18 protein-coding genes are annotated in these 18,920 nt (G+C 68.2%); 11 read left to right on the top strand and 7 right to left on the bottom strand.

Features of this window, described 5'->3' with window-relative positions:
* Window positions 1-44: 44 nt before the first annotated feature.
* Window positions 45-1,376 (bottom strand): nuclear transport factor 2 family protein, encoded by a 1,332-nt coding sequence (locus AB0J62_RS09110; protein WP_363866266.1) that lies wholly within the window; start codon window positions 1,374-1,376, stop codon window positions 45-47.
* A 94-nt stretch (window positions 1,377-1,470) separates the two neighbouring features.
* Between AB0J62_RS09110 and AB0J62_RS09115 the strand changes: the two genes are divergently transcribed.
* Both AB0J62_RS09115 and AB0J62_RS09120 read left to right on the top strand, forming a co-directional pair.
* On the top strand, window positions 1,471-1,851 hold the full coding sequence (locus tag AB0J62_RS09115) for a helix-turn-helix domain-containing protein (RefSeq protein WP_134097615.1): 381 nt from the start codon (window positions 1,471-1,473) through the stop codon (window positions 1,849-1,851).
* Between the two features lie 8 nt (window positions 1,852-1,859).
* On the top strand, window positions 1,860-2,627 hold the full coding sequence (locus AB0J62_RS09120; protein WP_363866271.1) for an SDR family oxidoreductase: 768 nt from the start codon (window positions 1,860-1,862) through the stop codon (window positions 2,625-2,627).
* On the opposite strand, the gene AB0J62_RS09125 is transcribed toward AB0J62_RS09120, so the two are convergent.
* Both AB0J62_RS09125 and AB0J62_RS09130 read right to left on the bottom strand, forming a co-directional pair.
* Window positions 2,628-3,389 (bottom strand): DUF427 domain-containing protein, encoded by a 762-nt coding sequence (locus tag AB0J62_RS09125; protein WP_363866274.1) that lies wholly within the window; start codon window positions 3,387-3,389, stop codon window positions 2,628-2,630.
* A gap of 61 nt (window positions 3,390-3,450) precedes the next feature.
* Window positions 3,451-5,490, bottom strand: coding sequence for a CBM35 domain-containing protein (locus tag AB0J62_RS09130; RefSeq protein WP_363866277.1), 2,040 nt, complete (start codon window positions 5,488-5,490; stop codon window positions 3,451-3,453).
* A gap of 207 nt (window positions 5,491-5,697) precedes the next feature.
* On the opposite strand from AB0J62_RS09130, the gene AB0J62_RS09135 reads away from it, so the two are divergent.
* On the top strand, window positions 5,698-7,200 hold the full coding sequence (locus AB0J62_RS09135; RefSeq protein ID WP_363866280.1) for a lysyl oxidase family protein: 1,503 nt from the start codon (window positions 5,698-5,700) through the stop codon (window positions 7,198-7,200).
* A gap of 114 nt (window positions 7,201-7,314) precedes the next feature.
* Here AB0J62_RS09135 and AB0J62_RS09140 read toward each other — a convergent pair whose 3' ends face one another.
* The gene (locus AB0J62_RS09140; RefSeq protein ID WP_363866283.1) at window positions 7,315-8,844 is read right to left on the bottom strand and encodes an MFS transporter; all 1,530 of its coding nucleotides are present in this window, start codon (window positions 8,842-8,844) and stop codon (window positions 7,315-7,317) included.
* A 125-nt stretch (window positions 8,845-8,969) separates the two neighbouring features.
* Between AB0J62_RS09140 and AB0J62_RS09145 the strand changes: the two genes are divergently transcribed.
* Window positions 8,970-9,893, top strand: coding sequence for a LysR substrate-binding domain-containing protein (locus AB0J62_RS09145; RefSeq protein WP_363866286.1), 924 nt, complete (start codon window positions 8,970-8,972; stop codon window positions 9,891-9,893).
* Here the strand turns inward: AB0J62_RS09145 and AB0J62_RS09150 are convergent.
* On the bottom strand, window positions 9,859-10,662 hold the full coding sequence (locus tag AB0J62_RS09150) for a UbiA family prenyltransferase (RefSeq protein WP_363866289.1): 804 nt from the start codon (window positions 10,660-10,662) through the stop codon (window positions 9,859-9,861). The two genes, AB0J62_RS09145 and AB0J62_RS09150, sit on opposite strands and share 35 nt — an antisense overlap.
* 18 nt (window positions 10,663-10,680) lie before the next feature.
* Here AB0J62_RS09150 and AB0J62_RS09155 point away from each other — a divergent pair, with 18 nt between their 5' ends.
* The 3 genes from AB0J62_RS09155 to AB0J62_RS09165 are packed head-to-tail and all read left to right on the top strand — an operon-like array spanning window position 10,681 to window position 13,267.
* Window positions 10,681-11,727 carry a type III polyketide synthase gene (locus AB0J62_RS09155; RefSeq protein ID WP_363866292.1) on the top strand — a complete coding sequence of 349 codons (1,047 nt, stop codon included), beginning with the start codon at window positions 10,681-10,683 and terminating at the stop codon, window positions 11,725-11,727.
* Window positions 11,727-12,254, top strand: a complete 528-nt coding sequence (locus AB0J62_RS09160) for an isoprenylcysteine carboxyl methyltransferase family protein (protein WP_363866295.1) — start codon at window positions 11,727-11,729, stop codon at window positions 12,252-12,254. The genes AB0J62_RS09155 and AB0J62_RS09160 overlap by 1 nt, the downstream gene beginning before the upstream one ends.
* A complete protein-coding gene (locus tag AB0J62_RS09165; protein ID WP_363866298.1) occupies window positions 12,251-13,267 on the top strand; it encodes an FAD-dependent monooxygenase in 1,017 nt (338 codons plus the stop codon). Before AB0J62_RS09160 ends, AB0J62_RS09165 begins: the two co-directional genes overlap by 4 nt.
* A 249-nt stretch (window positions 13,268-13,516) precedes the next feature.
* On the opposite strand, the gene AB0J62_RS09170 is transcribed toward AB0J62_RS09165, so the two are convergent.
* Window positions 13,517-15,055, bottom strand: coding sequence for a helix-turn-helix domain-containing protein (locus AB0J62_RS09170; RefSeq protein ID WP_363866301.1), 1,539 nt, complete (start codon window positions 15,053-15,055; stop codon window positions 13,517-13,519).
* Window positions 15,056-15,145: 90 nt separating this feature from the next.
* Here AB0J62_RS09170 and AB0J62_RS09175 point away from each other — a divergent pair, with 90 nt between their 5' ends.
* The 4 genes from AB0J62_RS09175 to AB0J62_RS09190 all read left to right on the top strand — a co-directional run bounded on the left by AB0J62_RS09175 (window position 15,146) and on the right by AB0J62_RS09190 (window position 18,448).
* A complete protein-coding gene (locus AB0J62_RS09175) occupies window positions 15,146-16,417 on the top strand; it encodes an FAD-dependent oxidoreductase (protein ID WP_363866304.1) in 1,272 nt (423 codons plus the stop codon).
* 222 nt (window positions 16,418-16,639) lie between these two features.
* On the top strand, window positions 16,640-17,041 hold the full coding sequence (locus tag AB0J62_RS09180; RefSeq protein WP_363866307.1) for a VOC family protein: 402 nt from the start codon (window positions 16,640-16,642) through the stop codon (window positions 17,039-17,041).
* Window positions 17,042-17,476 (top strand): GNAT family N-acetyltransferase, encoded by a 435-nt coding sequence (locus AB0J62_RS09185; protein WP_363866310.1) that lies wholly within the window; start codon window positions 17,042-17,044, stop codon window positions 17,474-17,476.
* Between the two features lie 234 nt (window positions 17,477-17,710).
* On the top strand, window positions 17,711-18,448 hold the full coding sequence (locus AB0J62_RS09190) for a hypothetical protein (protein ID WP_363866313.1): 738 nt from the start codon (window positions 17,711-17,713) through the stop codon (window positions 18,446-18,448).
* Window positions 18,449-18,466: 18 nt separating this feature from the next.
* Here AB0J62_RS09190 and trxA read toward each other — a convergent pair whose 3' ends face one another.
* Window positions 18,467-18,856 (bottom strand): thioredoxin, encoded by a 390-nt coding sequence (trxA, locus tag AB0J62_RS09195; RefSeq protein WP_350850922.1) that lies wholly within the window; start codon window positions 18,854-18,856, stop codon window positions 18,467-18,469.
* Between the last annotated feature and the right edge of the window lie 64 nt (window positions 18,857-18,920).

An 18,920-nucleotide genomic window follows, 5' to 3' on the forward strand; every position in this document is an offset into this window, starting at 1 on the left:
CACTGTACTGACCCGATCAAGCCCGCACCAGGGCAGATAATTGCTCAGAGCATCGGTTCGTCCGGGAACAGCACGCGGCGCGCGTGGTCGGTGTCGAGGTACTCCCGGACTGCGACAATCGCTCCGTCCCGGACCGTGAAGACTGCGCCGCATTTGTTGTCGTAGGCACCACCGGCGCGCGCGGTCGCCCGGGCGGTCCATTCGGCGAACACCTGCTGGCCGTCGGCGATCACGTTCACCAGCTCGATCTGCACCGGCGTACCGGGAGCGAAGAGGTTTCCGGCCGCTGCTCCGAGGAACTCGTCGACGACCATGTCCCGTCCCTTCCAGTCGCCGGACAGTGGCAGATCGCCCGGGTAGGTCCAGACCACATCGGGTGCGAAGCTCGCCCGGATCGTCGGCAGATCACCGGCCGCCACAGCCTCGACGTACCGGGTGACGACGCTCTTCGGGTCGTTCATCAGTGGTGCCTCCTTGTGCAGTGTGAGTACGGCGTTGCCGCGGATGCGGCGGTTGCGCAGGTCGTCGAGTACGGCGTCGGTCCGGGACCAGTCCTCGACGCGGCCGAGCTCCGGATGGAGGCGACCGGCCGACACCAGTCGGACGAGCGTCGCGAGGTCCTGGCCGTCGGGGCCGTGGACGTAGTGGAAGTGCTGGATCCGTGCTGTCTCGGCAGCGGCGAAGAAGTCGAAGAAATCGAGCGTGACCGGTTGCCGGCTGGCCTGGCCGAACCAGATCAGGTCACCGCCGGGGGCCAGCTTCGACAACGCGACCGGCAGACTCTCTCCGCCGACGGACTCGAGCACGAGATCAAAGGGTCCGCGCGCGTCGGCGACGTCGTACACGAGGTCCTCGGCTCCGAGTTCGAACAGCCGCGCGCCGCGGGCCGGGCTCGACACAACCGCCGTGACGACAGCGCCCGCGCCGGCTGCGAGCTCGGTGAAGTAATGCCCGACTCCGCCGGATGCGCCGGTCAGCAGGATCCGTCGCCCGATCACGCTGCCCGCCGTACGCAACAGCCGCAGCGCCGTCAGCCCCGCGAGCGGAAGCGCGGCGGCCTGCTCGAACGAGATGCCGTCCGGCAGTACTGCGACCTGCGTGGCCGGCGCGACCACGCGCTCGGCCCAGCCGGAGTGCTGCAGATGGGCGACCACCCGAGTGCCGGCCGGCGGACCGTCCGGCGCCGCCTCGAGCACCCGGCCCGCGATGTCCTTGCCCGGCCGCCAACCGTCTCGCGGCCGCTCCAACTGGAACGTCTCGCCGCGGTTGATCGAGAACGCCGCGACCTCGATCACCATCTCGCCGTCGCTTGGCCGGACCTCGTCGACCTCGGCGAGCCCGACCTTTCCGCTGTCCACCGCAACCACTGCCCTCATTGGCGTTCCGCTCCTTCAACTAGACTCGCCGTCGAAGCTACGAGCGGGTCCTGGCGGCCCGGAAGACAGCACTTACTACTGCTATAGGCACCTAATGGATACCGACCAGGTCAGAGGCAAGTGGGACGCCACCAAAGGCGCCTGCCCGACACGTCAGGTGCTGGGCCGGATCGGTGACACCTGGACGATGCTCGTGATCAGCACGCTCGAGAAGGGCGGCACGCTCCGCTCCGGGCAGCTCAAGTCGATCATCGAGGGCATTACCCAGAAGATGCTCACGCAGACGCTGCGCCACCTCGAGCGCGACGGCGTCGTACGGCGTGAGGTTGTTCCTACTGTTCCGGTGACGGTGACCTATACGCTGACGCCGCTCGGCCGAAGCCTGGCCGCGGCCGTCGCGACGATGCGCACCTGGGCCTACGACCACATGGACGAGATCGCCGCCGCCCGCACGGAGTACGACGCCAACCTCTGAGGAGTCACGTGGATCTGCAACTGACCGGGAAGACCGCCGTCGTCACCGGAGCCAGCAAGGGCATCGGGCTTGCCTGCGTCGAGGTGCTCGCGCGTGAAGGCGCGACGGTGACAGGCATCTCCCGTGATCCCGCCAATCTGGCCAAGGCGCAGGAGCAGCTCCCGGACCTGACGTTCGCGGTGGAAGCGGTCGACCTGACCGATCCCGACGCGACGAAGGCCGTCTTCGAACGGATCGGCGTACCGGACATCCTGATCAACTGCGCGGGCGCGGCCCGGCGTACTCCGGTTGACGAGCTGGACAGCAAGGCGCTGCATGCGGCGATGGAGGCGAAGTACTTCACGTACATGCACGCGACCGAGGCCGTCATCCGCGGCATGGCGGAGCGCGGCAGCGGCGCGGTGGTGAACGTCGTCGGCCAGGGCGGTCGCGCCGCGAACCCGCTGCACATCGGCGGCGGTGCTGCCAACGCTGCGCTGATGCTGGCGTCGGTCGGCTACGCGAAGGCGTACGCCGGCAGCGGCGTGCGGGTGAACGTGATCAACCCGGGGACGACCCGCACCAACCGCGTCGACGAGGGGCTCGAGGCCGCGGTCCGGGCGACCGGTAAGCCGAAGGACGAGCTCCTCGCCGAGATGGTCCGCGAAGTACCGATGGGCCGCTTCGGGGAACCCGACGAGGTCGCGAACGTCGCTGTCTTCCTCGCCTCCCCGCTGGCGAGCTACGTCACCGCCTCGATCGTCACGATGGACGGCGCCACCACCGCAGGCATCTGATCACCGCACGGTGCCGTCGGTCGGCCTGGCGACCGGGTTCGAGAACGGGGTGATCGGGCGCTCCTGGAGCACTCCGTCGATCGTGATGTCGACATTCTCGTTGAAGAACGCGACATGGCGGGCGACCGGCAGCAGGGGCGCTGTCGGGAAGTCGTAGGACCAGGCGACGTCCGGGACCGAGGGGATCGACCAGTACTCCGAGGTGCGGCCCTTGTACGGGCAGGCGGTGACGGTCTCGGACGGCGTGAGGTGCTCCAGGTGGACCGATGCCTTCGGGAAGTAGTAGCGCGGTGGCAGCCCGGTCTCGAAGACGATGACCGTCGAGCTCGAGTCGGCGAGCGTGATCCCGTCCACCGCCACCTCGACCCGGCGGGTGGACTTGATCGCGTCGACCCGGGAGTACGGGTTGCGCGGGTGGACGAAGACTTCCTCGTCCTCTTCGAACCAGCGGTCCAGTGCGTCCCATTGGAACCGGACGCGGTCCTTTGCGACGCCGTCGTCGTACATCCAGGCATGGCCCGATCCGGCGTTGTGCACGCGGGCGACCCCGTGCTCGAAGGTCTTCGTCTCGCCGGTGTCGGTCAGTACGCCGTCGGCAACGTCCCCGACCGGGATGTAGTACTGCGGGTACGGCGGGAACTCCCACAGGTAGATCGCGTCCGTCGTGTCGAGGACGACGCGGTCGTCGAGCATCGCGCGGATCCGCCGCGGGACCGGTGCGGTACTGCCGGGCGGGATCAGAGATTCGGGGTAGGCGTTCATTGGTCCAGTAAAGCGCGGGGCCGGCCCTGGTGGTGCCGGCCCCGCGGCCCGCAGGACCGGATCAGACGGTGATCCAGTCGATATCGGCGATGTAGCCGTTCGGGTTGCTGACCTTGATCGAGTTCGCGCCGGCGGTCAGCTTCATCGGCAGGTACGTCACTTGCGGCGTACCCCAGTCGTTGTCGCCGAGACCGCTGTAGTTGGCCCAGTACGTATCGGTGCCGTTGACCGTCAGCATGCTCTGCCGGCTGGTGTCACCGTCGGTGTAGGCGATCTTCACCAGGTACGTCCCGGTCGTCGGCACGGTGATGTTGTTGAGCGTCACCGTCGACCCGTAGCCGATGTTGCCGATCTTCGAACCACCCGAGCACAGGCTGCATCCGGAGACACTCGCATCGCCGGTCAACGTGCTGCTCGACGCCTCCGCCTCGTACCGCACCGGTCCGGCCGAGGTGAACATCGTCACCGGCGCACTAGCTCCGGACGTGCTGCCACCGCTGACACCTCGCACTGTGAACGAGTACTGCGTCTGCGGCGACAGACCGCTGACCACCGTGCTGGTGCCCGACGCGGTCGCAACCTGCTTGCCATTGGCAAACACCTTGTACGACGTGGCGCCGGCGGCAGGCCGCCACGTCAGCGTGGTCGTCGTACCGCTGACGTCGGTCGCGGTCAGATCGGCCGGGGTGGCAACCGGAACGCGACTCGGGCTGATCTTGTACAGCTTCGACCCGTGCGCCGGCAGCTGAGCGCTGACCGCACCGCTCACGTTGCGCGTGTTCTGGTCGGCCCAGATATCGCGGACCGTCGCCTTCCCGTCGATGCCGAGCTGGTCGAAGTTGCCGGTCACGGTGGCGGGGGAGTCGGCCAGGTTGAACAGGGCGACCGTCGTACTGCCGTCCTTGTTGTGCGCGTACCAGACCTGCTGCAGCTGGTCCTGGTTGAGCGGGCGGGCCGGGTTGCCGGACTGGTCGATCGCGATGACCTCACGGTTCGTGAGGAGCTTCAGGCCGTACGCGTCCAGCTTGGTCAGGTCGTCACCGGCGAACAGCGGCGCCGAGTTGATCGCCCAGAACGTCATGTACGACTGACGTTCCGCGTCGGTCAGACCGTCCATCGCGCCGACGCCGACGTCCAGTGCGTCGAGGTTGTTCCAGTGGCCCGGTCCGGCGTCGTCGATCCACTGCGCGACGTCCCACCACCGCTGCTTCACCGAGCTGTCCCATTTGACGATCGTGTCGCAGTAGCACTCGACGTCGGTGTCGATCCGCCAGCCGTTCGAGTTCTGCTTCCACACATCGGCGTACCGATGGCTGAGCGACCAGGACAGCGTGTACTGCATCGGCCGGCCGGCGTTCTGTACCGCGCGCCACCAGGCCTGGATGTCCTCGATGTTGTTGTGGTTCGGATCGTCCGGCGCGCCCTTCCACGAGCCAGGGCCGACACCGTCCATCTTGATGAAGTCGACACCCCAGGACGCGAACAGCTTGGCGATCGAGTCGGCGTACTTCTGCGCGCACGGGCTCGCGTAGTTGATCTTGTACGCCGCGTCCCAGCCGTTGGTCTTGCGCAGGTCGGGGTAGACGATGTCGCGGGTGAAGCAGCCCGGCGCGTCGTAGATCGGCGTGTTGCCGTCGCGGTAGACGTCCGTGCCCAGGCCGACGGTCGTGTAGATGCCGAACTTCAGGCCGAGCTTGTGGATGTCGTCGCCGACCGCCTTCATCCCGCGCGGGAAACGCTTCGCCATCGCGATCGGGCGGCCGTACTCGTCGCCGCCGTCCTGCCAGCCGGCGTCAACGTTGACGTACTCGTAGCCGTACGGCTTGAGCTTGGTGGCCAGGGCGTTCGCCTGGGTGAGGATGTTCTTCTCGTTGATGAAGCTGCCGGGGCCGTCGGGGTTGACGCCCGGGTAGTTGGTCGACTGCAGGCTCCAGCTGCTCCAGCCCATGTAGGGCTTGGCCGCGACCTGCGGATACTTGGCGGGGGCCGCCTTCTCGGCCTGGACCTGGACCTGGGCGGCGTCGGCCGGGGCGGTTGCGGCTGCTGTCGACACCAGGGCGACGGCGGCCAGCACGGTCAGAGTGGGGCGTCTCGAGAACATGCGATGTTCCTCCGGGGGAGGAGTGAGCGGACGCGGCCGAGCCTAGGTCGGCTTAATTTACCCAGTCAAGTATTCAGCGCTGGTGACTTCCTGTGACACGACTGCCATGGAACCTTGATCAACTTCGCCGCACCGCTTGGTCGTCGTACCAGCAACAGGCCGGCTTCGTGAGGACGCCGGCCGGGTGCAAGAGGGGGTTCCATCATCGTGAAGGCAAGGAAACTCGGTCGCGCTGTGGTCACCGGGACCGCCGTGGCCGGTGCGGCCGGTCTGGTCGCACTCGCGGCCACCGGTGCGTCGGCAGCGTCGGCAGCATCGTCCAGTCCGATCAGCACCGCCAGGCCGGCTTTGAAATTGGTTGCCGGTAGCACCGATTTGACGTTGGAGAACGTCGAGGACTACGGCGTCGACCTCGACCTCGGTACGCATGTGGTGGCCGGCAACGCACCGATCGAGGTGCGTGCGACGCGCGCGTCGTACAGCTCGCCCGTCGTCGCGACGCAGTACGTCAACGGGAAGGCGACCCGGCAGTTGCCGAAGGGACTCGTCACGGACTTCTCCGGCCTGGGGAAGTTCCTGCACATCACGCTCACCGATGCGTCGGGGAAGAAGGTGCTCGACAAGGACCAGGCGCTGTGCCTGAACGGCGAAGGATCTCGGACCCGGCCGGACGCACCCGCGACGTCGCCGTACCCGGACGGTTGTACTGCGAACCCGTTCACGCAGGGCGCGGTGTGGGGCGTGCAGACGGGATGGTCCTCGCGGACCTACGACGGCGGCGATCCGGTGCAGCTTGCCAATGGCAAGTACAAGGCCACCGTCACGGTCAACAAGGGCTACCGGGATTTCTTCAAGATCCCGGCGGCGGACGCGTCGGTGAAGCTGAACGTGACGATCCAGAAGGGCGACACGTGCCTACGCGGCTGCTTCGGCGGGAAGAAGGCGGCAGCAAGCTCGGTGGCGCTGAAGCCTCACACGGCCCGTCCGACCGGGAAGGCGAGTGTGCCGAAGGGCCCGAAGCCTGACCTGCGACCGGTCCCGGCCTGGGGAATCGTCGCCGCGCCGGGCGACGAGGGTACGCCGGACACGGCCAAGGACTTCCTGCAGTTCTCGGCGACCGTGTGGAACGCGGGCCTATCGCCGCTGGTGCTGGACGGGTTCCGGCAGCAGGGCAAGGACCTCATGGACGCGTACCAGTACTTCTACGACACACACGGCAAGGAGGTCGGGTACCACAACACCGGAACGCTCGAGTGGGACGGCCGGCCCGGACACAACCACTGGCATTTCACCGACTTCGCCCGCTACAGCCTGCTGAACTCGAAGCAGACCGAGGTGGTCCGGAGCCAGAAGGAGGCGTTCTGCCTGGCCGCGACGGATGCCATCGACTACACGGTGAAGAACGCGAACTGGCACCCGTACAACACCGACCTGCACACGGCCTGCGGCGACCACAGCTCGTTGTCGGTCCGTGAGGTCCTCGACGTCGGCAACGGCGACACCTACGAGCAGTCGTTGCCCGGGCAGTCCTTCGACATCACGAACCTTCCCAACGGCACGTACTACGTCCAGGTGAGCGCCAACCCCGAGAACCGCCTCTACGAGTCGAACACGAAGAACAACGTTGCCCTGCGCAAGGTGATCCTCGGCGGCACCAAGCACCACCGCACCGTCCAGGTCCCGCCTGTCGGTGTCATCACCACGACGTAACCCGTCTTTGGGCACCCACCAACCACGAGCCGCAGCCGGATGTGGTTGGTGGGTGCTCAAGGTGGCCCGGGGCAGGGGTGAGTGAAGGCAGCGTGCTCGCCCCCCGCCTCGGAGTTACTGGTGGTGTTGCGGGCGGCGGCGGGAGCGCATCGGACGCAGATGCGAGTCCGTCCGCGCGTGCTGACGACGACCCAGTACGAACGGGCGCGAGGTCCGGGTGATCGGAGCGGCCGACGGGGCCGACAGCATGATCTCCGCCTGCTGCAGGTTGAGCCGGACCGGGACCTGGTGCCACGGGGACCTGGTCCGGACGAGGACCAGCCGGAACTGGCCGTCCCGGCGCAGCCGCAGGCCGATCGCGACCGTCGCCACCGCGGGAACCAGCCCGGCGAGCAGCAGCGCCGATCGCGCCCCGAAGTGCTGTGCGAGGAACCCGACCGTCGGCCCGCCGATCGCGCCGCCCCCGATGAAGACCAGGTTGTAGATCCCGGAGACCCGGCCGCGCAGGCCGTCCGGAGTGGTCAACTGGACCATCGACTGGGCCGCGGTCAGGAACATCAGGGTCGCCATACCCATCGACGCCAGCACCGGGATGAACGTCCACAGCGACGGCTGGATGGCGGCGAGTACTTCGGTGACCGTCAGCAGGCACGCGATACCGATCAGGTTGCGCAGCCGGGTCGGCCGCACGCGGCGGGCCGACAGCAGCGCCCCGGCCAGTGCGCCGAACGCGACGACCGAGTTCAGGATGCCGTACCCCGAAGCGCCGATCTGGAAGACCCGGTCGGCGAAGGCGGTCAGCGTGACCGCCAGGCTGATCGTGAACATGCCGTAGATCCCGACGAGCGCGATCGCCCACCGCACGGCCGGCTCGTGGAACGCGTACCGCACGCCGTCGCGCAGGCCGTCGCGGATCCGGATCCCCGCGCTCGCCTTGCGGGCCGCGTGGTATCCGGGCATCTCGCTCTCGCGCATCCGCAGCAGCGCGCTGATCGAGGCGAAGAACGTGCAGGCGTTGATCGCGAACGCCCACGGCGTACCGAGCACGCCGAGCAGTACGCCGCCGAGCGCCGGCCCGACCATGCTGCCGAGCTGGAACGTCGACGACACCATGCTGATCGCGTTTCGCACCGTGTCGCGGGGGACGATCTCGGTGACGAACGACTGGCGGGTCGGGTTGTCGACCGCGGTCGCGAGGCCCAGGACGAACGCCATCGTGTAGACGTGCCACACCTGGACGTGGCCGGTGAACGCGACCGTCGCGAGGATGGCGGCGCAGCTTCCGAAGGTGGTCTGGGTGGCGAGCAGGACCTTCCGCTTCGGGAAGCGATCCGCGATGACGCCGCCGTACAGGCCGAGCAGAAGGGTGGGGGTGAACTGCAGCGCGGTCGTGATGCCGACCGCGGTCGCGCTCCCGGTGAGCGTGAGAACCAGCCAGTCCTGCGCGATGCGCTGGATCCAGCCGCCGGTCGAGACGACCAGCAGTCCGCTGACCAGGAGACGGAAGTTGCGGACCCGCAGCGCGCTGAAGGTGTCCTTGAAGCCCGGGCGGCGCTGCGACTCCCGGAGCTCGGTGCGGTCGGTGGTGCGGTGGAGGTGGAAATCGGTGGACGGGACAGAACCGGAAGTGGCCCGGGTGGTCAAGAGCGATCCCTACGCGTGTCGACTGGTCAGGGGAGGACACGTCCATCCTCACGGTTCGGTACTGGATTCCCCCAGCGAATTACTCCTATTAGTCTTATAGCGTCACGTAATGAAGGGGTGAATCGATGTACGACCCGGACCAGCTGCGCACGTTCCTGGCGGTGGCGCAGTCGCTGAGCTTCACGCAGGCGGCGGAGCGGCTGGGTATCCGGCAGCCGACGGTGAGCCAACATGTCCGCAAACTCGAGATGGCCGTCGGGCGACCGCTCTTCGTGCGTGACACCCGCACCGTCACCCTCACCGCGGACGGCGAGGCGATGGCCGGTTTCGCCCGGACCATCCTGGCCGCGCATGAAGAGGCGGCCGGCTACTTCACCGGCTCGGAGCTGCGCGGCCGGCTGCGGTTCGGTGTGACCGACGACCTCGCGCTTACCCCGCTGCCGAAGATCCTTCGCGACTTCCGCCAGCTGTACCCGCGGATCGACCTCGAGCTGACCGTTGCCCAGAGCCCGAATCTGCTCCGCCGGGTCGAGTCCGGCCACCTCGACCTCGCCTACGTGAAGCACGGCGCCGGCGGCGGGTACGAACCGAACGGCCGGCTGGTACGACGTGATCCGCTCGTCTGGGCCGGTATCTCGGGGACCCGGATCGCGCCGGACGGCCCGGTGCCGCTGGTCGCGTACCAGGCGCCGTCGCTGAGCCGCTCGCTCGGTGTCCAGTCGCTCGAGCAGGCCGGCCGAACCTGCCGGATCACGTGCATCGTGCGCGGCGTCAACGGCGTACTCGCGGCTGTCCGGGCCGGGCTCGGGATCGCGATCTTCGCGCGGTCGCTGATGCCCGCCGACCTGGTCGAGCCGCCGCCGAGCGCGGGCCTGCCGGAGCTGCCGCCGATCGACCTGGTGCTGATCACGAACCCGCGCGCCGCGAAGGAGCCGGCCGAGGCGCTCACGGCCGCGATCCTCGGCAGCAACGCGCCGCTGAAGCCGGACGCCGTACTCGATCCGCAGGCACCGGCTAGATCAGTGCGTCACCGCGCAACACCAGCGTGACGATGCTGACCGCGGCGATGGCGATCGTGACCAGGAACGGCGCGTTGCGCCAGAGCACGATCGTGACGAGCAGCGCCGCGACGACGGCGAGCGCGATCCAGCCGACGACGCCGATCGCCCCGGCGGGCGCGATCACCAGCAGCCCGGTCGCAAGTGCGAGCGGCAGCGGAGCGAGCAGGCGGGCATAGGACCCGAGCCGCTGCGGCCAGCCCCGTACGCCGGTCGCGAGGTCGTCGGCCAAATCGGGTACGACGTTTGCCAGATGGGCACCGATCCCCAAGAGGGCGCCCGCCGCGGTGGCCCACCACGGCGCCCAGACCTGTGCGGTCCCGAGCGTCACGAACGAGGGCAGTGCGCCGAACGCGACGGCGTAGGGGAGCCAGGAGATCACGGTCGACTTGAGGCCGAGGTTGTACGCCCAGGCGCAGGCGACGAACAGCAGATGAACCAGTCCGGCCGCGAGTCCGTTGGCCAGGGAGACGGGGACGGTGATCACCAGCATGACGCCTGCACCGATCGCGAGCGTCCGGCGACTCACCAGTCCACGCACCACGGGCTTGTCCCGGCGGTTCACAATGGTGTCGCGGGCGGCATCAATCGCGTCATTGCTCCAGCCGATCGAGAGGTGGCCGGTGAGGATCGTTGCTGCGACGAGGAGACACCCGGCCGGACTTCGCCCGGCCGACCACGCGACAGCCGTGACGAGAGCGGTCACGGCGATGGTCGGCCCGGGGTGGCAGGCAAGAGCCAGACCTTTGACGGTCTTCACCGACGTAACGATGCCACGATGACGCGGATCGCAGCGGTGCGGCCCGCGCTCCCGCCGTACCGCTATCCGCAGTCTGCGCTGACGGAGGCGTTCGCCTCGATCTGTCTGCCGGACGGCCGGAGCTCGGCGCTGCTCCGGCGGTTGCATGCGAATGCGGGGGTGTCTCATCGGCATCTCGCGCTGCCGCTGGAGCGGTACGCCGCTTTGAAGGACTTCGGTGAGGCGAACGACGAGTGGATCGCGATGGCGGTGGATCTCGGTGCGGAGGCCGTTGCCGGCGCGGTGAAGGACGCGGGGCTGGCGCTGGACGACGTCGACGTGCTGATGTTCACCACGGTGACCGGAGTAGCCGCGCCGTCGGTCGATGCACGGGTGGCGATGCGGCTCGGGCTGCGGGAGGACGTGAAGCGGCTGCCGTTGTTCGGGCTCGGGTGCGTCGGGGGAGCGGCGGGGATTGCGCGGCTGCACGACTACCTGAAGGCCTGGCCGACGCACGTCGCCGTACTGCTGTCGGTCGAGTTGTGCTCGTTGACGCTGCAACGGGACGACGCGTCGTTGCCGAACCTGGTGGGTGGGGCGTTGTTCGGGGACGGTGCGGCTGCGGTCGTGCTGACGGGGTCCGAGCATCCGCTCGCGTCCGGGCCTTCGGTGGTGGCTACGCGGTCGCGGCTCTACCCGGATTCGGAGCGGGTCATGGGCTGGGACATCGGGTCGGGCGGGTTCCGGATCGTGCTCGGCGCGGACGTGCCGGAGGTAGTGCGTCAGTACCTGGGCGGCGACGTGCGAAGGTTCCTCGAGGATCACGGGCTGACCGTGCCGGACATCGGCACGTGGGTGAGTCATCCGGGTGGTCCGAAGGTGCTGGAGGCGGTGTCCGAGACGCTGGAGCTGCGACCGGGAGCTCTGGAGCTGACCTGGACGTCGCTGGATGCGGTCGGCAACTTGTCGTCGTCGTCGGTGCTGCACGTGCTCGGTGACACGCTCAAGCTGGATCCTTCAGGTATGGGTCTGCTCCTCGCGATGGGCCCGGGTTTCTGTTCCGAGCTCGTCCTCCTGGAGTGGTGATGACGCAATCCTTGTGGTGGTACGTCGCTCTCGTGGTCCTCGTCGGGTTCGAGCGGGTCGCCGAGTTGGCGGTGTCGCTGCGGAACGCGAAGTGGAGTTTCGCGCACCACGGCGTGGAGTTCGGGAAGGGGCATTACCCGTTCATGGTCGCGCTGCACACCGGGCTGCTGGCCGGGTGCGTGGTCGAGGCGATCGTGTCCGGCCGGCCGTTCGATCCGAAGGTCGGGTGGGCCGCGCTGTTGATCGTGGTGCTCATGCAAGGACTGCGCTGGTGGTGCATCTCGGTGCTCGGCTACCAGTGGAACACCCGCGTGATCGTCGTACCGGGTCTGTCGCGGATCACCCGTGGGCCTTACCGGTTCTTGCGGCATCCGAACTACGTCGCCGTGATCGGCGAGGGGATCGCGCTGCCGCTGGTGCATTCGGCCTGGATCACCGCGATCGTGTTCACCCTGCTCAACGCTCCGTTGCTGGCCATCCGGATCCGGACCGAAGAAACCGCGCTGTCCACCGTGCTCACTCGATGATCGATCTCCTCGTCGCCGGGGCCGGGCCGGCCGGAGCCGCCACTGCGATCCGGGCCGCGCTGGCCGGGCTGTCGGTAGTTGTCGTCGAGCCGCGTTCGGGGCCTATCGACAAGGCGTGCGGCGAGGGCATCGCCCACAGTGCTGTCGACTACCTGACCCGCCTGGGCGTGGAACTTTCTGGCCGCCCGTTCCACGGGATCCGCTACGTCGACGCCACGCACCAGGTCGACGCCCGCTTCTCTGCCGGCCCAGGCCTCGGCGTACGCCGCACCACGCTCCAGGCCGCGTTGCTGAAACGCCTCGCCGAGCTCGACGTCCCGGTCATCCGCGACCGCGTCGGCCCCATAACCCAAACCCCCACTTCCGTAACCGCCGCCAACCACACCGCCCGGTACCTAGCCGCCGCCGACGGCCTCCACTCACCCATCCGCCGCCAACTGAATCTTTCTGGTGGGAACTCTGATGACGTCCGTCGTGGGCTGAGACAGCACTTCCGCGTCTCACCCTGGACGGATCTTGTCGAGGTCTACTGGTCTCGTCTCGGTGAGGCCTACGTGACCCCGGTCGCCGACGACCTGGTCGGCGTCGCGATCCTCACCTCCGCGCGTGGCACATTTGACTCACACCTCGACGCTTTTCCCGCGCTCAAGCGTCGCCTTTGTGGTGCGACGCCGGCGAGTGCCGTGATGGGAGCCGGCCCGCTCCGCCAGCGCGTGCGTGTGCGCACCGCCGGCCGAGTGCTCCTGGTAGGCGACGCCGCCGGGTACGTCGACGCGCTGACCGGTGAAGGTATCGCCGTCGCGCTGCGCACGTCCGCGGAGCTCGTCGACTGCATCCGCGCCGACCGCCCGCAGGACTACGAGGCCGCCTGGCGTCGCGTCTCCTGGGAGTGCCGGCTGCTCACCGCATCGTTGCTCTGGGCCCGCAACCGCCCGGTCCTCGCCCCGCGCATCGTCCCGGCCGCCGCCGCGCTCCCCGGCGTCTACCGCACGATCGTCAACCGGTTGTCGTAGGCAACGGCCGGAAAATACCGCAGGCCCGGCGATCGCTCAGACAATCGCCGGGCCTGCGTACGGCCCGAGCTTCCTGGTGAAAAGCTCGGACCCGAGCCGTTCCGGCCTCCTGGTGAAAGGCCGGACCGGCTGACAAGGAAGACTCTGTCAGCCGGATGTTGCCCAACAGTTGCCGGAATGTGAAGCCTTGTTACATGGGGCTGTGGCGTACATCTCAGTGCTCGGCTCAGTGCTCGGCTCGTGCTCGGCTCAGTGCTCGGTTCGCACCGCGGCGATCTGTAACTGCAACGCCAGCCGCTCCTGTGGATCCGACAGATCTAGCTCCGCGATCTCGCCGATCCGCTTCATCCGGTGCCGCAACGTGTTCGTGTGCAGGTGCAACTCCCGCGCCGCCCGCTGCGGCTGCCCCGGATAATCGAGCCACGCCTGCAACGTTTCCACGTAGCCCGTGTCGTGCTCGATGTCGTGCCGCAGCAACGTCGCGAGCGGACCATCCAGCTTGGTGGTATCAAGCGACGTCACCGCTCGATGAACGGTCAGCACGTGCCACGCCTCTTCGACCCGCAACGCCGGCCCTGGCGCGACACCCCGCCGTACCAGACCGAGCAACTCGACCGCCTCGGCCCGTGAGCTGGGCAGATCGGCCGGACCGCGCGCCGGACCGCCGGCAGCCGCGTACGTGCCCGGCGCCTGCTCCTGCACGAGCTTCTGCAACCAGGTCCACGAGCCTGGCCCGTCCGTGTCCGTGACGACGGCCAGCACCGTCCCGTCCAGGTCGGCCAGCTGTGGCTCATTCCACCCGTGCCGCCGCCCGGTCGACTCCCACAGGTCCAGCTGCTGCGGTACGTCGTACCCCTCCGGCGAGCCGAGCGCCACGACCCGCCACGGCTGCCGCGGGAGCCGTACGTCAACCGGACTGTCCGGTGAGAACTGCCGCAGGATCGTCCGCAGCCGATCGATCGCACTCCGCCGCGCTACGTCGGCCTGAGCGCGCAACCGCAACAGGTGCAACGCAAGCACGGATGCGGCGTTGCTGAGCTCCGCAGTGACCGCATCGCTTACCGGACCGTCGACAACAGCCCAGATAGACCCCAGCCACTCACCACCAGCCCGGACCGGTACGACGAGACGCGGGCGGATGCCATTCGGGCCGTCGGGCACCAGGAACGGCTCGCTGGACCGTGCAAGTCGCCGGAAGATGCCACGGGCTCGGAAATGCGCAATCACCTCGGCCGGCACCCGACGACCGACGATCGTCGACACACGGGTCGGGTCAGTGAAGTCCTGACCCGAGGAGTAAGCCAGGACGCGCGACTGGTTGTCCTCGATGGTCACCGGCGCGTCGACGATCGCCGCAGCAGCATCTGCTAGTGCGAAGAGCTCCTGGTGTACTCCGGCATCTCCAGCGGCAGGGGAGTCCGGCGCGGCGGCGCGGTCGATGACACCGCGCATCAGCCAGACCACGTGCGCCCAGGTGACGCTCGGCTGCAGTGCGACGAGGGTGAGCGTGGTCTGCTCCGCTGCGCTGACTACAGCTGGCTCGTGCGCGAGCGCCGTACGCAGAACGACCCCGGAAGCGTTGCTGGCCGCGCAGCGCTCTACGAGCTCCACAGCGTCCTCTGCGTCCCGCAGACCGAGTCCGAGCACCAGGTCGCCCGGCTGGCCCGTCGCAGCCTCCTGTGGGTCAGCCAGGAACACGTCGCGGACCTCGCCGTCGCGCTTGCCGGTCACGACCATCTCGAACAGGGCGGGTCCGACGGCGGAAATCAGGTCAGGCGCGGTGATCACCAGGTTATTGTGCTCTCAGCACAGTCATTTGTCTCGTCAATGGTGTGATCGCACCATGACAGCCGCTCGCGGTGGCCGCACCATCGATACATGACCACAGCTGGTTCCGCAGTACCGCACATCGTTCCTGACCGCGTTGCCGTCGTCGGCGCGGGCATGGTCGGCCTGGCCACCGCCTGGTTCCTCCAGGAGGCCGGTGTCGAGGTGACCGTGCTCGACCGTGAAGGAGTCGCCGCGGGCGCGTCCTGGGGCAACGCAGGCTGGCTGACGCCCGGCCTGGCCACCCCGCTGCCGGAACCGGCGGTCCTCAAGTACGGCGTCCGTGCGGTGCTGAGCCCCTCCTCACCGGTGTATGTCCCACCGACCGCGAGCCCGCGGCTCCTCAAGTTCCTCACCCGCTTCGCTCGCAACAGCACCGCCGGACGCTGGAAGACCGCGATGGAGTCGCTGGTCCCCATCAACCGCCAGGCGCTGGACGCCTTCGACTTCCTGGCCAAGGCCGGTGTCGAGGCCCAGACGTACGAGGCCAAGTCGTTCCTGGCCGCGTACCGCACCGTCGAGGAGCGCAGCGTGCTGCTCGAGGAGATCGAGCACATCCACGCCGCCGGCCAGGGCATCGAGTTCGAGGCGATCAGCGGTGACGACGCCCGCGCGATCGAGCCCTCGCTGTCCGACGAGATCGGGGCCGCGATCCGCCTGCACGGACAGCGGTTCATCAACCCCGGCAAGTACGTGCAGCTGCTCGCGGACTCGGTGATCGCCCGCGGTGGGCAGATCATCAACGGCGTGGTCGTGAAGGACGTCGTCGACGAGATTCGCGGCGTCCGGCTGATCACGGGCGACGGCGAGACCGACCCGTTCGACGCGGTCGTGATGGCGACCGGTGCGTGGCTGGGTGACCTGGCGCGGCAGTTCGGCGTTCGCACTGTGGTGCAGGCGGGCCGTGGGTACAGCTTCAGCGTACCGATGGCGCATGTGCCGGCCGGCCCGGTGTACTTCCCGGCGCAGCGGATCGCCTGCACGCCGCTGGGCGACCGGCTCCGTGTCGCCGGGATGATGGAGTTCCGCAAGCCCGAGGCGAAGCTCGACCCGCGCCGGATCGACGCGATCGTCGAGGCCGCCCGGCCGCTGCTGCGGGACGCGGATCTGGACGCCCGGACGTTCGAGTGGGTCGGTCCGCGGCCCTGTACTCCGGATGGCCTGCCGCTGATCGGTGCCACCGCGTCGCCGCGGGTCTTCGCCGCCGGCGGGCACGGTATGTGGGGTATCACCCTCGGCCCGATCACCGGCCAGCTGCTGGCCGAGACCATCACCACCGGCCGTGCGCCGGAGGAACTGCGGCCGTTCAACCCACTCCGCTGACGAACCGGCGGGACTCCAAGGACGTGGTCCCGCCATCCCGCTGACCGTCTCCTCGAGCAGCTCGTTCGGTGACCCTCCTCGGGCAGCACCTCATCTGCCCGCACGACCTCGGCCACCGCGTCGCCGCTCCGGTCAGCCCAAAGAGCGGGCCCTGGCGTCATTCTCCTGCCCAGGGCCCGCTCTTTTCTGTTTCTGTCGGCGGGCTGTGGGAGGGTTCCGGCCATGGTGCTCAGGTGGTACACGGTCGTGATCGACTGCCACGACGTCCGGAAGCAGGCGGCCTGGTGGGCCGAGGCCTTCGGCTGGAAGACGATCATCGAAACCGACGACGAATGCGTCAACGTCCCCGGCTGGGTCGAGCCGGAGACGGTCCACGGCATGCCTTGGGAGCGGATCGGCCCCGGCATGGTGTTCGTCCCGGTGCCCGAGGGCAAGACGGTGAAGAACCGGCTGCATCTGGACTTCGCGCCGCACACGAGTCAGGACCGCGACGCCGAGATCGCCCGCCTGGAGGCGCTCGGTGCCCACCGGGTGGACGTCGGCCAACCCGAAGGCCCCGGCTGGACCGTCCTCGCCGACCCTGAAGGCAACGAGTTCTGCGTCCTCAGCTCACGCGACTTCTAGATGGCCGCTGACCTGACGATCCAGGCCGACGTGCCGCCGGACCGCATTGCCGAGCTGACAGCCCTGATGCGTACGGCGTGGTGGATGTCGGACCGCACTCCTGCCGAGGTCGCACGCCTCGTCGCGCACTCCAACATCGTCACCACGCTGACCCTCGCGGACCGCTTGGTCGGCTTTGCGCGCGTGCTCACCGATTACACGCACATTGCGCTGGTGCTGGACGTGATCGTCGACGAGTTCCACCGCGGCTCCGGCCTGGGCGCCGCGCTGTTGGATGCCGTGGTCAACCATCCTGAGCTCGCGGCCGTGCGCAGCCTTGAACTCGTCTGCCAGCCGGAGCTCGTTCCGTTCTACCGGCGATGGGGATTCACGGACCAGGTGGGCAGTTCCATGCTCATGCGTCGTACCGCCGATGCCCGCCTGACCTCTTGCTGATAGCTGACGACACAGGCACGATCACCAGGACTCGCCAACGACGTACGGAGGCGCTGCCCGATGTCGGACGTGAACCCATCCAGACCGCCCAGCCAGACCGGACCGCCCGCCCCCGCGTCGCCCGCCCCCGCGTCGTCCAGCCGCGCGTCGTCCAACCACGGGGAGGCGCCGGGCCGCTCTATGCCATCCGGCTCGCCGGTTCCGCCCGCCCGTGTCTCGCCGCGCGGACGCTCGGTGGACCCGCCTGCATGGACTGTGAAGGCCAGGCCGGTGGTGGATGTGGCGTCGCGGATCCTCTGCCTGGTGATCGGCGGCGCGTTGCTTGTCGCCGGGCTCGTCGGACTGTTCACCGGCGTCGGCCAAGGACCGCTCATCACGGTCCTCGCCGCGGGCCTGCTGCTGGTGATCATGCCGTCGATCGTCGACCGGATCAGGCGGATGAAGCTCGGCGAGTTCGAAGTACACCTCGTCCGGCAGATCGCAGCGACCGCACGAAGGAGCGCGGACACCCTGCGGGCGCTGGGCATGGAGAAGCAGCTCGATGCCTACGCGACCATCTACACCGAGCTGCGCGGACCCGAGCTGAAGGCTGTCCGCGGCGAGATCCTCGACCGGATCGTCCAGCGCGTCGCGAACGCTTCCGCCGTGGAGAAGTTCGACAAGGAGGAGGTCAGGGACCTGTTCTTCACCGGCTCACCGATCGTCCGCGTGCTCGCGCTCGGCCTGACGGAGGGCGACCTGTCGCTGCTCGACAGCGAAGTACTGCATGAGGCCATCAGCAGATCACTTACCGGCAACGAGCAGTACCACGCCCTGAAGATCGTCCGGAACGGTTGGGGCCGCCTCGGGCCTGAGGAACGCACCCGATTGCTGACCGCGATCGAGACCGACCGTCAGATCGGAGCGGGCCCGGACCGGAAGGCCGTGGCACAACAAATCCGGGAGCTCGCTGGGAGCTCCCGGATCGGTTGACCTATGTGATGCAGCAGATCAGTGCGTGTGCGGCTCGCTGCCGTGCTCGGCCTCGTGGGCCGCGATCTGTGCCTTGACCTCTTCCATGTCCACCGCGCGCAGCTGACCGATCAGGTCCTCCAGGCTCGCCGCCGGCAGCGCACCGGCCTGCGAGTACAGGACGACGCCGTCACGGACCGCCATCAGCGTGGGGATCGACGAGATCTGGAAGGCCTGCGCCAGCTCGCCCTGAGCCTCGGTGTCGACCTTGCCGAACGTGATGTCCGCGTGCTGCTCGGACGACTTCTCATAGACCGGTCCGAACATCTTGCACGGGCCACACCACTCAGCCCAGAAATCCACCAGCACGAGACCGTCGCCACCGACCACCTCGTTGAAGTTGTCCTGGGTCAGCTCGACCGTTGCCACTACGACCTCCGAAAGTAGATGAGTACGACTTACTCAACACTGATCGGCCCCAGACTTGTTCCCG

The sequence above is a fragment of the Kribbella sp. NPDC049584 genome, from assembly GCF_040675555.1.
Taxonomy (GTDB): domain Bacteria; phylum Actinomycetota; class Actinomycetes; order Propionibacteriales; family Kribbellaceae; genus Kribbella.